The organism is Streptomyces sp. PL-25 (genome assembly GCF_058344915.1).
Window position 1 is genome coordinate 2,148,192 of sequence record NZ_CP136997.1, and the last position, 15,245, is coordinate 2,163,436.

Annotated in this window: 15 protein-coding genes; 8 read left to right on the forward strand and 7 right to left on the reverse strand. The window is 74.0% G+C overall.

The features are described from left to right. The first annotated feature begins 9 nt into the window (after positions 1-9). From R4Z62_RS09575 to R4Z62_RS09585, 3 genes are all read left to right on the forward strand, one after another. Positions 10-1,041 (forward strand): ketoacyl-ACP synthase III, encoded by a 1,032-nt coding sequence (locus tag R4Z62_RS09575; RefSeq protein WP_491519559.1) that lies wholly within the window; start codon positions 10-12, stop codon positions 1,039-1,041. 100 nt (positions 1,042-1,141) lie between these two features. Further along, the gene (locus R4Z62_RS09580) at positions 1,142-1,390 is read left to right on the forward strand and encodes an acyl carrier protein (protein WP_018570639.1); all 249 of its coding nucleotides are present in this window, start codon (positions 1,142-1,144) and stop codon (positions 1,388-1,390) included. An 86-nt stretch (positions 1,391-1,476) separates the two neighbouring features. Beyond that, positions 1,477-2,757, forward strand: coding sequence for a beta-ketoacyl-[acyl-carrier-protein] synthase family protein (locus tag R4Z62_RS09585; protein WP_064533002.1), 1,281 nt, complete (start codon positions 1,477-1,479; stop codon positions 2,755-2,757). A 97-nt stretch (positions 2,758-2,854) separates the two neighbouring features. Here the strand turns inward: R4Z62_RS09585 and R4Z62_RS09590 are convergent, their stop codons facing one another. Continuing rightward, positions 2,855-3,349, reverse strand: coding sequence for a DUF3145 domain-containing protein (locus R4Z62_RS09590; protein ID WP_026253000.1), 495 nt, complete (start codon positions 3,347-3,349; stop codon positions 2,855-2,857). A 248-nt stretch (positions 3,350-3,597) separates the two neighbouring features. Between R4Z62_RS09590 and R4Z62_RS09595 the strand changes: the two genes are divergently transcribed. Then, a complete protein-coding gene (locus R4Z62_RS09595) occupies positions 3,598-4,494 on the forward strand; it encodes an SGNH/GDSL hydrolase family protein (RefSeq protein WP_491519560.1) in 897 nt (298 codons plus the stop codon). Positions 4,495-4,508: 14 nt separating this feature from the next. Then, positions 4,509-5,492 (forward strand): aldose epimerase family protein, encoded by a 984-nt coding sequence (locus R4Z62_RS09600; RefSeq protein WP_491519561.1) that lies wholly within the window; start codon positions 4,509-4,511, stop codon positions 5,490-5,492. A gap of 258 nt (positions 5,493-5,750) precedes the next feature. Here R4Z62_RS09600 and R4Z62_RS09605 read toward each other — a convergent pair whose 3' ends face one another. After that, positions 5,751-6,140 carry a RidA family protein gene (locus R4Z62_RS09605; protein ID WP_491519562.1) on the reverse strand — a complete coding sequence of 130 codons (390 nt, stop codon included), beginning with the start codon at positions 6,138-6,140 and terminating at the stop codon, positions 5,751-5,753. A gap of 11 nt (positions 6,141-6,151) precedes the next feature. After that, positions 6,152-6,982 (reverse strand): NAD(P)-dependent oxidoreductase, encoded by an 831-nt coding sequence (locus R4Z62_RS09610; RefSeq protein WP_491519563.1) that lies wholly within the window; start codon positions 6,980-6,982, stop codon positions 6,152-6,154. A gap of 49 nt (positions 6,983-7,031) precedes the next feature. On the opposite strand from R4Z62_RS09610, the gene R4Z62_RS09615 reads away from it, so the two are divergent. Beyond that, on the forward strand, positions 7,032-8,072 hold the full coding sequence (locus R4Z62_RS09615; protein ID WP_491519564.1) for a LysR family transcriptional regulator: 1,041 nt from the start codon (positions 7,032-7,034) through the stop codon (positions 8,070-8,072). A 37-nt stretch (positions 8,073-8,109) separates the two neighbouring features. Here the strand turns inward: R4Z62_RS09615 and R4Z62_RS09620 are convergent, their stop codons facing one another. The 3 genes from R4Z62_RS09620 to R4Z62_RS09630 form a co-directional block, all read right to left on the reverse strand. After that, entirely contained in the window at positions 8,110-9,006 is an 897-nt protein-coding gene (locus R4Z62_RS09620) for an EI24 domain-containing protein (RefSeq protein WP_491519565.1), read from the reverse strand. Positions 9,007-9,084: 78 nt separating this feature from the next. Beyond that, positions 9,085-9,504, reverse strand: a complete 420-nt coding sequence (locus tag R4Z62_RS09625; RefSeq protein WP_491519566.1) for an organic hydroperoxide resistance protein — start codon at positions 9,502-9,504, stop codon at positions 9,085-9,087. A 120-nt stretch (positions 9,505-9,624) separates the two neighbouring features. Continuing rightward, the gene (locus tag R4Z62_RS09630) at positions 9,625-10,647 is read right to left on the reverse strand and encodes an NADP-dependent oxidoreductase (protein WP_491519567.1); all 1,023 of its coding nucleotides are present in this window, start codon (positions 10,645-10,647) and stop codon (positions 9,625-9,627) included. A gap of 127 nt (positions 10,648-10,774) precedes the next feature. On the opposite strand from R4Z62_RS09630, the gene R4Z62_RS09635 reads away from it, so the two are divergent. After that, the gene (locus tag R4Z62_RS09635; RefSeq protein ID WP_018570650.1) at positions 10,775-11,227 is read left to right on the forward strand and encodes a MarR family winged helix-turn-helix transcriptional regulator; all 453 of its coding nucleotides are present in this window, start codon (positions 10,775-10,777) and stop codon (positions 11,225-11,227) included. Positions 11,228-11,469: 242 nt separating this feature from the next. Then, positions 11,470-14,193 carry a rifamycin-inactivating phosphotransferase gene (gene rph, locus R4Z62_RS09640; protein ID WP_491519568.1) on the forward strand — a complete coding sequence of 908 codons (2,724 nt, stop codon included), beginning with the start codon at positions 11,470-11,472 and terminating at the stop codon, positions 14,191-14,193. Positions 14,194-14,227: 34 nt separating this feature from the next. On the opposite strand, the gene R4Z62_RS09645 is transcribed toward rph, so the two are convergent. Further along, positions 14,228-15,139 carry an SCO2400 family protein gene (locus R4Z62_RS09645; protein WP_491519569.1) on the reverse strand — a complete coding sequence of 304 codons (912 nt, stop codon included), beginning with the start codon at positions 15,137-15,139 and terminating at the stop codon, positions 14,228-14,230. Between the last annotated feature and the right edge of the window lie 106 nt (positions 15,140-15,245).

Consider the following 15,245-nt stretch of genomic DNA (forward strand, 5'->3'; position numbering starts at 1 on the left):
CCGACGTTCATGTCGAAGATCAGGCCCAGCAAGGGCGCCCCGTACGCGCGCATCCTCGGTGTCGGCGGCTACCGCCCGACCCGGGTGGTGCCCAACGAGGTGATCCTCGAGAAGATCGACTCGTCCGACGAGTGGATCCGGTCGCGCTCCGGTATCGAGACCCGGCACTGGGCGGGCCCCGAGGAGACCGTCGCGGCCATGTCGATCGAGGCGGCCGGCAAGGCCGTCGCGGACGCCGGGATCACCCCCGAGCAGATCGACGCCGTGGTCGTCTCGACCGTGTCGCACTTCAGCCAGACCCCGGCCGTCGCGACCGAGATCGCCGACAGGCTGGGCACGGACAGGGCCGCCGCGTTCGACATCTCGGCGGGCTGCGCGGGCTTCGGCTACGGCCTCACGCTGGCCAAGGGCATGGTGGTGGAGGGTTCCGCCGAGTACGTGCTCGTCATCGGCGTGGAGCGGCTGAGCGACCTGACCGACCTGGAGGACCGTGCCACGGCCTTCCTGTTCGGCGACGGCGCCGGCGCGGTCGTGGTCGGCCCCTCCCAGGAGCCGGCGATCGGCCCGACGGTCTGGGGCTCGGAGGGCGACAAGTCCGAGACGATCAAGCAGACCGTCCCCTGGGACCGCTTCCGCAGCGGCGACCTCGACGGTCTGCCCCGGGACAGCGAGGGCAACGTCAAGTTCCCCGCGATCACGCAGGAGGGCCAGGCGGTGTTCCGCTGGGCCGTGTTCGAGATGGCGAAGGTCGCCCAGCAGGCGCTGGAAGCGGCCGGGATCACCCCGGACGACCTGGACGTCTTCATCCCGCACCAGGCCAATGTGCGGATCATCGACTCGATGGTGAAGACCCTGAAACTGCCGGAGCACGTCACGGTCGCCCGTGACATCCGCACCACCGGCAACACCTCGGCCGCCTCGATCCCGCTCGCGATGGAGCGGCTCCTGGCGACCGGCGAGGCGAAGAGCGGCGACACCGCGCTCGTCATCGGCTTCGGGGCGGGTCTCGTCTACGCCGCTACGGTCGTTACCCTCCCCTAGGCACTCCGTGCCGGATCATGGGGTCCGGTACGGCACTGCCACACCTGCCGCTGCCGCGGCGGGCGCCACACCCTCTGAACATCTACGAAGGAGCGCCGACATGGCCGCCACTCAGAAGGAGATCCTCGACGGTCTCGCCGAGATCGTGAACGAGATCGCCGGTATCCCCACCGAGGACGTCCAGCTGGACAAGTCCTTCACCGACGACCTGGACGTCGACTCGCTGTCCATGGTCGAGGTCGTCGTCGCCGCCGAAGAGCGTTTCGACGTCAAGATCCCGGACGAGGACGTCAAGAACCTCAAGACGGTCGGGGACGCCACCGACTACATCCTCAAGCACCAGAGCTGATCTACCGATCACTGCTGTGGGCTGATGCCCCGCCACCCGGCGGTGGCGCCGTTTTTGATCCTCGTTCCGTTGGAGAAAGAATTCCCGTGAGCCCGACCAATCGCACCGTGGTCGTCACCGGTATCGGCGCAACCACACCGCTGGGTGGCGACGCAGCCTCTACCTGGGAGGGTCTGATCGCCGGCAAGTCCGGGGTCAAGCCCCTCACCCAGGACTGGGCGGCCGAGCAGGCCGTCCGTATCGCGGCTCCGATCGCCGTCGAGCCGACCGAGATCATTCCGCGTCCGCAGGCTCGCAGGCTGGACCGTTCGGCGCAGTTCGCGCTGATCGCGGCCCAGGAGGCGTGGCAGGACGCCGGTTTCTCCGGCAAGGCCGGCGAGGACGGCAGCGACGGCGCCGTCGACCCCGACCGGCTCGGTGCGGTCATCGCCTCCGGCATCGGCGGCGTGACGACCCTGCTGGACCAGTACGACGTGCTGAAGGAGAAGGGCGTACGCCGCGTCTCCCCGCACACCGTCCCCATGCTGATGCCGAACGGCCCCTCGGCCAACGTCGGCCTGCTCGTGGGCGCCCGCGCGGGCGTGCACACCCCGGTCTCCGCCTGCGCCTCGGGCGCCGAGGCCATCGGCTACGCCATCGAGATGATCCGTACCGGCCGGGCCGACGTGGTCGTCGCCGGCGGCACCGAGGCGGCGATCCACCCGCTGCCCATCGCCGCGTTCGGCAACATGATGGCGATGTCCAAGAACAACGAGAACCCCGAGACGGCGTCGCGCCCCTACGACGTCGCCCGGGACGGCTTCGTCCTCGGCGAGGGCGCGGGCGTGATCGTGCTGGAGTCCGCCGAGCACGCCGCCGCGCGCGGCGCCCGCGTCTACGCGGAGGCGGTCGGCCAGGGCATCTCCGCCGACAGCCACGACATCGTGCAGCCGGAGCCGGAGGGCCGCGGCATCTCGCACGCCCTGCAGAACCTGCTGGACCGCAACGACCTGGACCCGGCCGAGATCGTGCACGTCAACGCGCACGCCACCTCGACGCCCGCCGGTGACATCGCCGAGCTGAAGGCGCTGCGGAAGGTGTTCGGCGACGACGCCGACCACATGGCGGTCTCCGCGACCAAGTCGATGACCGGTCACCTGCTCGGTGGCGCGGGCGGTGTGGAGTCGGTGGCGACCGTGCTGGCCCTGTACCACCGGGTGGCGCCGCCGACCATCAACCTCGACGACATCGACCCCGAGGCCGAGGCCAACGCGGACGTGGTCCGCGGCGAGGCCCGCAAACTGCCGGTCGAGGGCCGGATCGCCGCGCTGAACGACTCGTTCGGCTTCGGCGGGCACAACGTCGTCCTGGCGTTCCGCACGATCTGAGGACGCCCGGCACCGTCCGAGTGAACGGCTGCGGCCCGGACCCCCGTCGGGGTCCGGGCCGCAGCCGTCGCCGTTCGTCCGCGCCCGCCCGCCGGGCTCAGACCACCTGGTGGAGCCAGCGGACCGGGGCGCCTTCACCCGCGTAGCGGAACGGCTCCAGTTCGTCGTCCCAGGGCTTGCCGAGGAGCTTGGCGATCTCGGCCTCCAGGTCGGTCTCGCCGCGCTGGGAGCGGGTCAGCGCGGCGCGCAGGCGGTCCTCGGGGATGAGGATGTCGCCGTGGATGCCGGTGACGGCGTGGAAGATGCCCAGCTCGGGGGTGCAGCTGTAGCGCTCGCCCTCGGCGCTCGCGCAGGGCTCGGCGGTGACCTCGAAGCGCAGCAGGTGCCAGCCGCGCAGCGCGGAGGCCAGCTTGGAGGCGGTGCCGGCCTGGCCCTGCCAGGAGAACTCCGAGCGCCAGGTGCCGGGGGCGGCCGGCTGGCGGATCCAGTCCAGGCTGACGCGGGTGCCGAGCACCCCGGCGACGGCCCACTCGACGTGCGGGCACAGCGCGCGCGGCGCGGAGTGCACGTACAGAACTCCACGTGTCGTCACCGGGACCTCCGAGCAGAGCGGGGAAGGGGGCGGGCGGGCGGCAGTGGCGCGGGGCCACACTGAGGGCGAGGCTACCGTGCGACGGGCCGGGGAGTGTGACGTACGGTCGGTCCCGGGGCCTGGAAACGCCCGCCATTCACCCGGGGGGACGCTTGTACGGGTGTGCGCCGTCACATCGGGTGAGGCTGGGAACCCTCAGGCGTTGTTCTGGAAGGGACCACCGCACGACGACCGAGGGGAAGACCGGCATGCCCAAGCGAAATCACCGGCTGCGGGCCGCCCATGCCGTCGTGGCGGCCGCCGTACTGACCGCGGCGGGCTGCGACGCGGCCGGTGCGGGCGCCTCCGGCGGCCGGGAGGCGGGCACCGCGGCCGGCCGGTCCGCGTCGCCCGCTCCGGTGTGGAACACCCGTCCGGATTCCATCGCCGCGGTGGGCGACTCCATCACCCGCGGCTTCGACGCGTGCATGGTGCTGACGGACTGTCCGGAGGTCTCCTGGGCGACGGGCAGCGACGCGGGCGTGGACAGCCTGGCCGTGCGGCTGCTCGGGGTGACCGGAGCGGCGCAGCGCAGCTGGAACCACGCGGTGACCGGTTCCCGGATGGCCGATCTGCGCGCGCAGATGGAGCGGGCGGTGCTGCACCGGCCGGAGCTGGTGACGGTGATGGCCGGGGCGAACGACGCGTGCCGGGACTCCACCGGCCAGATGACGCCGGTGGCGGACTTCCGCCGCCAGTTCCAGTCCGCCATGACCGCCCTGCGGCAGGCGCTGCCGAAGACGGAGGTGTACGTCTCCAGCGTGCCGAACCTGAAGCGGCTGTGGTCGCAGGGCCGGACCAACGCGCTGGGCAAGCAGGTCTGGAAGCTGGGCATCTGCCCGTCGATGCTCGGCGACGCGGACGCGCTGGACGCGGCGGCCACCCAGCGGCGGGACACGGTGCAGGCCCGGGTGGTGGAGTACAACAAGGTGCTGGCCGAGGTGTGCGCGAAGGACCGCCGCTGCCGCTTCGACGACAACGCGGTCTTCGACTACCGGTTCGGCACCAAGCAGCTGAGCCACTGGGACTGGTTCCACCCCAGCCGCAACGGCCAGGCCAGGCTGGCGGAGATCGCCTACCGCACTGTCACGGCCACAGATCCGTGACCTAGGGTTCCCCCATGAACGAACTTTTCAGCACACTTTCCGACGGCACGCCGGTGCACCGCTGGACGCTGGAGCGGGCCGGGGTGCGGGTACGGGTGCTGTCCTACGGCGGGATCGTGCAGTCGGTCGAGGTCCCGGACCGGGACGGGCGTACCGCGGACGTGGTGCTGGGCTTCCCCTCGGTGGACGGCTACCTCGCCCATCCGGAGCCGTATCTCGGCGCGCTGATCGGCCGGTACGCCAACCGGATCGAGGGCGGCCGCTTCGCCCTGGACGGGTGGACGTACACGGTCACGCCGAACGAGGGGGCCAACACGCTGCACGGCGGCGCGCGCGGCTTCGACAAGCGGGTGTGGGACGCGGAGCCGGTCGAGCACGGCGTACGCCTGTCCCGGGTCAGCCCGGACGGCGAGGAGGGCTTCCCGGGGCGGCTGGAGACCGTGGTCACCTGCACGCTGGACGCGTCGGGCGCCCTGCATCTGGCCTATGAGGCCGTCACGGACGCGCCGACCGTCGTCAACCCGACCAACCACACCTACTGGAACCTGGCCGGGGCCGCCTCCGGGACGCCCGCGACCGGGCACACGCTGCGCCTGGCCGCCTCCCGGTACACCCCGGTCGACGCGCGGCTGATCCCGGCGGGCGACGCGGCGGACGTCACCGGCTCCCGCTTCGACTTCCGTGAGCCGCGCCCGGCGGGCCCCGGCTACGACCACAACTTCGTCCTGGACAAGGGCGTCACCGCGAGCCCCGAGGAGGCCGCCGAGCTGTACGACCCGGAGTCCGGGCGGGTGCTGACGGTGGCCACCACCGAGCCGGGACTCCAGGTCTACACCGCCGACCACCTGGCCGCGGGACCGTTCGCGTCCGGCGCCGGGATCGCCCTGGAGACCCAGCACTTCCCCGACTCCCCCAACCGCCCCGGCTTCCCGAGCACCGTGCTGCGCCCGGGTGAGGTGTTCCGCTCGGAGACGGTGTACGGCTTCTCGGTGCGCTGATCCCGGTGGGCCGGTGCGTTGCTCCCCGGTGGGCCGGCCGGGCGGGCCGCCGTGCGTCCGGGCGCGAGGCCACGGGCGTCGGCCCCGGTCCACGGGCCCCGGTCCAGGGGTCAGGTCCCGGGCCGGGGCGGTACGCGGGGGAACCCGTCCCGGACCCGACCCTAGTCGCGCCGGCCCCCGCGCCGTCCGGCACCCCGGCGCCCGGCCGCAACCTCGTACGAACCCTTCACATCTACGAAGCCTCCACATCCACGCCGGTCACGCGCGGCCGGGCACGGCCGCCACGGCCTCCACCTCGATCAGCGCCTCGGGCCGGAACAGCCGGGGCACCTCGACGGTCATGCTGGTGGGCGGGGTCCCGGTGAGGTGGCGCCCGCGCACGGCGGCGTACTCGGCGATGCCGCCGATGTCGGTCAGATAGGTGCGGATGCTGATGACGTCCGCCAGGCCCGCGCCGTGCGGCTCAAGCAGCGCGGCGAGGGTCTCGAAGATCCCCTGGCTCTGCTCGGCGAGCGTGGCGCCCTCGGCGATCTGGCCGGAGACGAACAGCAGGGCGCCGCCGTCGGCCTGTTCGACCCGGGCGACCTGGGAGTAGTAGGGGCTCAGCGGCTGCGGGGCGTCGGCGGGGCTGCCCAGGGTGATCTGCACGGTGGTGCTCCTCAAGCGGGGATGCGGGTACGGATCCGGGCGGCGGCCCGGGAGAGGTCGGCGGCGGCGAGGGCGGGATCGTCCTCGGCGGCCCGCCGGTAGCCGTCCGACGCCGCCCGGACGACGGGGAGTTCGGCGCGGGCGGTGGCGAGCGCCAGGTCCTTGACGGCCAGGGCGGTGGTGAAGCGGGCGTCGGCGGAGAAGGCGCGGGCGACTGCTCCGGCGAGCGGTCCTGCGGCCAGCGCGCCCCGGGCGGTGTCCGCGTCGAGGCCGAGGGCGTCGGCGAGCCGCAGCGCCTCGGCGACCAGCGCGACACCGCCGATCGCGGCGGTGTTGAGGACGAGTTTCAGCGCGGCGCCCGTGCCACAGGGGCCGGTGCGGGTGACGGTGCCGAGGTGCGACAGGACGCGTTCGACGCCGGTGCTGTCGCCGCCCGCGAGGATGCCGAGACGGCCCTCGGCCGCCCGGTCGGTGCTGCCCATGACCGGGGCGTCCACGAGGCGGGCCCGGCCGTCCAGACGGGCCGCGAGCGCGTGCACCGCGTCCGGTCCGACCGTCGACATCTCCACCCAGTGCGCACCGGCGGGCAGCGCGGGCAGCACCGCGTCGGCGACCTCGGCGAGCGCGTCCGGACCGGTGAGCATCGTGATCACCACATCGGCGTCCCGGACCGCGTCGGCGGGCCCCCCGGCGGCGCGGGCACCCTCGGCGGCCAGCGGGGCCGCCCTGGCCGCCGTGCGGTTCCAGACGGTCAACGGGTGCCCGGCCGCCAGGAGCCGGCGGGCCATGGGCGTGCCCATGCTGCCGAGCCCCAGGAAGGCGATCTTCTCGTTCTGCTCCATGGCGCCGACGCTAGGGCTGCCCAAGGGATGCGACAAGCGAATGTCTAGCATGACTGCCATGCCGAACCCGCATGACTCTGCCGCCCCCGACCCCGAACCCGAACCCGAACCCGACCCCGAACCGGGCCGAGAGGGTGCCGTCCCCGATCTGTCGACGCTCTGGCTGCGGGTGTTCCTGGAGGTGGCCCGGCACGGCTCGTTCACGGTGGCGGCGCGGGACCTGGGCTGGACCCAGTCGGCGGTGTCCCGGCAGATCTCCGCGCTGGAGTCGGCCCTCGGCGGCGGGCCGCTGTTCGACCGGCTGCCGCGCGGGGTGCGGCTCACCGAGGCGGGACAGGTGCTCGTGCCGCGTGCGCGGGCCGTCGCCGAGTCGCTGCGCGGCGCCGTGCGCGAGCTGACGGCGCTGCGCGAAGTGGCGGGCGGGCGGCTGCGGTTCGGCGCGTTCGCCTCGGCCGACGTGGCGCTGGTGCCGTGGGCGCTGGCCGCCTTCCGGGCCCGCCATCCCGGTGTGCGGGTCTCCCGCGAGGAGGGTCTGACCCCCGGCCTGCTGGACCGGCTGAGCGCCGGGCACCTGGACCTGGCGGTGGTCTCGACGACCGGTTCCGCCCCGCTGGAGGCGTACACGCTGCACCATCTGCTCGACGAGCCGCTGTACGTCGCCGTACCGGCCGGGCATCCGCTGGCGGGGCGCCCGGGACCGGTGCGGCTGCGCCGCTTCGCCGACGCCGACTGGGTGTCGGGCGGCCCGCGCCCGGAGGGCACACTGCTCGACGCGGCGCTGCGCGCGGGGTTCCGCCCCCGGGTGGCCCATGTCGTCGCCGAGTGGACCGCCAAGCAGGGCTATGTGGCGGCCGGTCTGGGCGTGGCCCTGGTCCCGGCCCTCGCCGCCGCCTCCGTACGCCCGGACGTCGCCCTGCTCCCGCTGTGCGCACAGGACACCCCCGCCAGGGCGGTCTACGCCGCGACCGCCCCCGGCCACTCGCTGTCCCCTGCCGCCCGCGCCTTCCTGGGGACCCTGCGGGAGGCGGCCGCGACGGTACTGGAGGCGCCGGGGGCGACCGGGGTCGGAGCCGGGGGCGCGGGGGCCTAGGCGACGGCCGGTACGCGGGTGAGGCGCCGGGACCGGGTCAGGGGCGGGGGTGGCTGCGGGCGCCCGGGGCCGGTCCGGAGTCCGGGGTGCCGGTGGTGTGACCGTGGGCGGGGGCGGGGCGGCCGTCCGCGGGGGCGCCGTCGTCGCCGGTGTCGGTGTCGGTGTCGTCGGTGCTCCGGTTCGGCTCCGTCTCCTCCCCCAGGAGGTCGCGGGCGAGCAGGGTCGCGCCGGCGACCGCTCCCGGCATCAGGAAGACGGCGACGAAGGGGACGAGGAAGGCAAGGCCGAGCGGGGTGCCGAAGCCCCAGACGAGGGCCTTGCGGGAGCGCAGGAGCCTGAGCCGGGCGCGGAGTTCGACGTCCCGGCGCTGGAGGGCGACGGCGGCCAGTTCCTCGGTGAGGAAGAAGCCGGTGACGAAGAAGCCGATCACCGGGACCACCGTCTGCCCGACGAACGGCAGGAAGCCCAGGGCGAAGAGCAGCACGGCCCACAGCGCCGCCCGGACCAGGACCCGCAGGCTGTCGCGGGCCGAGATCCACAGCTCGCGCCAGAGCGGCAGGCCGGACCCGGGCGCCGTGCCGTCCGGTGAGACGTCCCGGTCGACCTGCTCGGAGAGGCTGTCGTAGAAGGGCTGGCCGATGAGCAGGGTGACGGCGGTGAAGGTGACGACGGCCAGCAGCAGGCCGAGGGCGAACAGCACGGCCGTCAGGAAGCCGCGGAAGAGCCCGAGCCAGGGGCTGGGCCAGCCGTCGGCGAAGGGCGTGGCCCAGCCGACCGCGTCCGCGCCCCACAGGGCGAGCGCGGTGAGCGCGGCGGCGTACAGGACGAGGGTGATCAGGCCGGGGAGCAGGCCGAAGCCGTACGACCGCCCGTGCCGGGCCACCCACCGCTGGCCCTTCAGGAGATACCCGAAGCCCGCCCCAAGATCACGCATGCGCACACTGTAGCGACGGCGGCGGCCGCACCCCACGTCCAGAGGTACGACCGCCGCCGCCCTGGGCAACGAGCCGGTTCAGGCCAGCGTCACGGTCACGTCGCCGCGGGTGGCCTTCGAGTACGGGCACACCTGGTGCGCCTTCTCCACCAGGCTCTTCGCGGTGGCCGCGTCGACGTTCGGGATGGCGGCCGAGATCTCGACGATGATCCCGAAGCCGTCGTCGTTCTTGCCGATGCCGACCTTCGCGGTGACGGTCGAACCGGAGATGTCGGCGCCCTCCTGGCGGGCGACGACACCGAGGGCGCCCTGGAAGCAGGCGCTGTACCCGGCGGCGAACAGCTGCTCGGGGTTGGTGCCGGCGCCGCTGCCGCCCATCTCCTCGGGCGGGTTGACGACGATGTCGAGCCTGCCGTCGTCGGTGGCGACCCGGCCGTCGCGTCCGCCCTCGGCGGTGGCGACGGCGGTGTACAGGACGTCGGACTGCTGGATGGCCATGGCTGCGTTCCTCCTCGGTCCGCGGCGACTCGCGCCCACGATCGCCCGCGGTTTCGGAAAGAAGTTACCGCATGTCGGAAACTGAGGGAATGCCGGCCGGGCGCGGGCCGCCCGCGGGGGTCAGAGCCTGACGATCATCTTTCCGGTGTTGTCGCCGCGCAGCACGCCGAGGAACGCCTCCAGGGTGTTCTCCACCCCTTCGACGACCGTCTCGCGGTACTTCAGCTCGCCCGAGCGCACCCACGGGCCGACCTCCTCGACGAACTGCGGCTGGAGGTCGTGGTGGTCGCCCACGAGGAAGCCCTCGATACGGCCGCGGGTCTGGATCAGCCGGGCCATGTTCCGCGGGCCGGGGGCGGGCTCGGTGTTGTTGTAGACCGAGATGGCGCCGCAGACGGCGATGCGGCCGTCGCGGTTGAGGGAGCCGATGGCGGCCTCCAGGTGGTCGCCGCCGACGTTGTCGAAGTAGACGTCGATGCCGTCGGGGGCGGCGGCGCGCAGCTGCTCGGCCACGGGGCCGTTCTTGTAGTTGAAGGCCGCGTCGAAGCCGTACTCGTCGACGAGCAGCGCGACCTTCTCGTCCGACCCGGCCGAGCCGATGACCCGCGCGGCGCCCTTCAGCCGGGCGATCTGCCCGACCTGGCTGCCCACGGCACCGGCGGCGCCCGACACGAAGACGATGTCGCCCTCCTTGAAGGACGCGGTGCGCAGCAGTCCGGCGTAGGCGGTCAGACCGGTCATGCCGAGCACACCGAGGTACGTCGACAACGGCGCGGCCTGCGGGTCGACCCTGACGGCCTGCGCGGCGTCCACGGCCGCGTACTCCCGCCACCCGGCGAAGTGCAGGACGTGGTCACCGGGGCTGATCCCCTCGGCGCGCGAGACGACGACCTCGCCGACGGCGCCGCCCTGGAGGGGCTTGTCCAGCTCGTACGGCGCCACGTACGACTTCGCGGCACTCATCCGGCCGCGCATGTACGGGTCCACGGAGAGGTACTCGTTCCGTACGAGGACCTGGCCCTCGCGGGGTTCCGGCATCGGGGACTCCACCAGGGCGAAGTCCTTGGGCTCCGGCCAGCCGACGGGACGGCTGAGCAGGTGCCATGCGCGGTTGACGGCGGGCAGTGCGGGGGTGTCGGTCACGGTGCGCCTCTCCTCGGTGGGGGCTCCGCCCGGCGCGGCCGGGCGCGGGAGCGAGATGCTTCAGGTTCTGAAACAACCATGCGCCTGAATATTTCAGGTTGTCAAGTAACGCGGTACCCTGGTCCCCATGGCACCGACTCCCCCGCCCGCCCGCCGCCCCGACGCCCTGACCATGGAGGTCGTCGAGCTGATCGGTGACGTGGTGGCGCGGTTCTACGAGGACTACGAGGAGGCCGCGGGCGAGCACGCGCTGACCGGCCCGCAGGCGCGGCTGCTGAGCCTGCTGTCCCTGGAGCCGCTGCCGATGCGCAAGCTCGCGCAGCGGCTGAAGTGCGAGCCGTCGAACGTGACGGGGATCGTGGACCGGCTGGAGGCGCGCGGGCTGGTGGAGCGGCGGCCCGACCCGGACGACCGGCGGGTGAAGGTGGCGGCGGCCACCGAGCAGGGCCGCCGGGTGGCCCGGGACCTGCGGGAGGGGCTGCGCTTCGCGCGCGAGCCGCTGGAGGGCCTGAGCGACGCGGAGCGCCGGGCGCTGCGGGATCTGCTGCGCAGGATGCTGGGCGGCGGCTCGACGGACTGAGCCGGTCGGGTCGCGTCGCGTCCGGCGGGCGGGCGGGGCGCGGCCGGTCCGGCCGGTGGCCGGGAGAAACACGAAGGCGAGGAGAACATTCTCCTCGCCATGCTCAATTTATAGCGCACCGGGGGGCTTGCGGCAAGGCCCCCGTCATGCCGCACAATCGGCGGCCGAGCCCACGACCTGCGGAAACGAGGGCGATGTGGGCCGGTGCGTGCGCCGGGCCACGCCGCCCGGGAGGTGTCGCCATGACCGAGCAGTACGTCCTGGATCTCCGGGAGATCCACGCAGGAGAGGCAGGACGGACAGGAGAGGCAGGACGGACAGGAGACGCCGAGTTCGGGAGGACGGCCGCCCTCGTCGGCGGCAAGGCCGCGGGCCTGGCACGGCTGGCCCGGATCGAGGGCGTGCGCGTACCGGGCGGATTCTGTGTGACGACGCACGCCTTCCGGCGGATCCTGGCGGCGGCGCCGTCGCTCGGCGGGCTGCTCGACCGGCTGGCGCGCCTCGGCCCGGACGACGGGGAGGCGGTCCGCGCGCTCAGCGCGGAGATCCGCCGGACCGTCGAGGGGACCGCCGTCCCGGACGACATCGCGGCGCCGATCACCCGCGCGCTCGCCCGCGACGGCGGGGCCGCCGCCTACGCGGTCCGCTCCAGCGCGACGGCGGAGGACCTGCCCACGGCGTCCTTCGCGGGCCAGCAGGACACGTATCTGAACGTCGTGGGGACCGAGGCGGTGCTCGCGCACATCAGCCGGTGCTGGGCCTCGCTCTTCACCGAGCGGGCCGTCGTCTACCGCCGTCGGCACGGCATCGACCACCGCGGGGTGCGCATGGCCGTGGTCGTGCAGCGGATGGTCTTCCCGCAGGCGGCGGGCGTCCTGTTCACCGCCGACCCCGTGACGGGCGACCGGCGGACCGCCACCGTGGAGGCGGTCCCCGGCCTCGGTGAGGCGCTGGTCTCCGGATCGGTGAACCCGGACGTGTTCCGCGTGCGCGACGGCGAGGTCGTCGGCGCGACGACCGGCGTCAAGGAGCGTGCCGTGCACGCCCTGCCGGGCGGCGGCGTGCGCGAGGAGGCGGTCGCCCCGGAGTTGCGGGAGCGGCCCGCGCTGACGCCGGCGCAGGCCGTCCGGCTCGTCCGGCTGGGGCGGCGGATCGAGGAGCGCTTCGGCTGCCCGCAGGACATCGAATGGTGCCTGGCCGACGGGGAGTTCCAGATCGTGCAGAGCCGGCCGGTCACGACGCTGTTCCCCGTACCCGGGGAAGCGGTGGACGGGGAGCCGGGGGACGAGGAACCGGGGGCCGCCGGGACGGACGGGCGGGGCTACCGCGTCTACGTCTCGGTCGGCCACCAGCAGATGATGACCGACCCCATGAAGGCGCTGGGGCTCTCGGTGTGGCGGCTGACGGCCATGGTGCCGATGCGGGTCGCGGGCGGCAGGCTGTTCGTCGACGTGACACCGCGGCTGGCCTCGCCCGCGAGCCGCGGCCCCCTCCTGGACCTGATGGGCCGGGGCGATCCGCTGGTCAGGGACGCGCTGGAGACCGTCCTCGCACGCGAGGGCGAGCGCGTCGCCCTGGCCGCGCCGTCCTCCCCGGCGCCGGGCTCCACCGGGGCGGCTCCGGCGCGCGCCGAGGCCGCCCCGCCACCGCTGGAGACCGATCCGGCCGTCGTCGCCGGGCTGATCGCGCGCAGCGAGGCGTCCGTCGCCGCCCTGCGGCGCGAGATCCGGACGAAGAGCGGACCGGAGCTGTTCGACTTCCTGCTCACGGCCTTCGAGGAGCACAAGCGGGTCCTCGGCGATCCGCTGAGCATCCGGGTGATCATGGCGGGGATGGAGGCCACCTGGTGGCTCAACGACAAGCTGGCGGAGTGGCTCGGTGAGAAGAACGCCGCCGACACGCTCACGCTGTCCGCACCGGGCAACGTCACCTCGGAGATGGGCCTCGCCCTGCTGGACGTCGCGGACGTGATCCGGCCGTACCCGGAGGTGGTCGCCTGGCTGCGGGACGCGCGGGACGAGGACTTCCCGGACGGGCTGGCGAAGGTCGCGGGCGGCCCCGAGGCCCGCGAGGCCCTGGAGGGGTACCTCGACCGGTACGGCATGCGCTGCGTCGGCGAGATCGACCTCACCAGGCCGCGCTGGAGCGAGCGCCCCACCGCGCTCGTACCCGTACTCCTCGACCACGTACGGAACTTCGGGCCGGGGGCCGCCGCGCGGCGCTTCGAGGAGGGGCGCAGGGCCGCGCGGGAGAAGGAGCAGGACGTGCTGACGCGGCTGCGGGCGCTGCCGGACGGTGAGCGCAGGGCCGCCGAGACCAAGCGGATGATCGACCGGGTCCGGACCTTCATCGGGTACCGGGAGTACCCGAAGTACGGGATCGTCAGCCGCTACTTCCTCTACAAGCAGGCCCTGCTGGAGGAGGCCGGGCGCCTGGTCCGGGACGGGGTGCTCGCCGCGCGGGAGGACGTGTACCACCTGACGTTCCAGGAGTTCGCCGACGCGGTGTGCACGCGCCGGGTGGAGCCGGGGCTCGTGCGGCGGCGCGAGGAGGAGTTCCGCTCGTACCGCGCGCTGACGCCGCCGCGGGTGCTGACCTCGGACGGCGAGTGCGTCACCGGGGAGTACCGGCGCGATGACGTGCCGGACGGCGCGCTGACCGGTCTGCCGGTCTCCGCCGGGACCGTGGAGGGGCGGGCCCGGGTGGTCACGGACCTCGCCGGGGCCGCGCTGGAGGCGGGCGACATCCTGGTCACCGCGTACACGGACCCCAGTTGGTCGCCGCTGTTCGTGGGGATCGCGGGTCTGGTGACGGAGGTGGGCGGTCTGATGACCCATGGCGCCGTGATCGCCCGGGAGTACGGGCTGCCCGCCGTGGTGGGTGTGGAGGGCGCCACGCGGCTGATCCGGGACGGGCAGCGGATCCGGGTGCACGGGGCCGGGGGGTACGTGGAGATCCTCGGCTGACCGGCCGCCGCACCGGTCGCGGGGCCGCCGTCCCCTATGTGCACCACCACAGGAAGCGGTTGCAGGTGTGGGTCGGGGACGGACTCGGCGGCGGGGCCGGGGCGGAGGACGCCGGGGCGGCCGGGGACCGCGGGTCCTGCGGAGTCGCCCGGGGTGACGACCCGTCGCCGGTGGAGCCGCCGGGGCCGGTCACCGCGCCCGCCGGGGAGGTCGGCGCGCCCGCCGTGTGCGACGCGCTCGGGTCCGCTCCCGGGGAGCGGTCCGACGCGGAGGCGGACGGGTCCGCCCGGTGCGAGGCCGAGGCCGTCGCCGAGGCCGTCGTGGTGTGCGCACCGGCCGCGTCGGCGGTCGCCGCGCCGGACGGCCGGGCCGTGCCGTCGTCGGCCGGACCGGTCCCGGCGCTGTCGGCCGCCGGGTCGCCCGCCGCTTCCGGGCCGGAGCCGGACAGCCCCGGCAGGCCGGGCGCGTCCGAGCCCAGCTCGGCCAGGCTCAGCCCACCGGCGGCCAGGACGAAGCCCGCGGTGACCAGCAGGACCCTGCGGCGGCGCCTGCGGTGCGCCGCCGCCTTACGGGCGCGCCGACCGGCGCCGCGGTCGTCGGAAGGGTCGCGGCCGCCGGAGGGCTCGCGGTCGGCGGAGGGGTCTCGCTCGGCGGTGCGGTCGGCGGTGCGGGTGTCGGTGTGCTCGGCGGTGCGGTCGGCGGCGGCAACGATGTCATCGCCGTCGGCGGCGCCGCCCGCGCGTTCCGTGCTCCCGGCGCTCCCGGCATCCGCCGCAGGTTCGTACCCGTACTCGTATCCGTTCCCGTACCCGTACGCGAACTCGTGTGGTCGGGCCGGGGGTTCGGGTTCCCGTGCGGACACCGGGGCGGTTTCGGCCGGGGTGCCGCACCCCGGGCAGGCGAGGGCGCCGTTGAGATGCCGTCGGCACGGGTGGCAGTAGTTCATGACGCGGGAAGACTAAGTTCCGGGCGGGGCGCGTTCCTAGGGGCGTCTGTGAAGGTTCCGTGGGGGATCGAGAGAACTCCCGGACGGCGTGCCGGAACCGATCCCG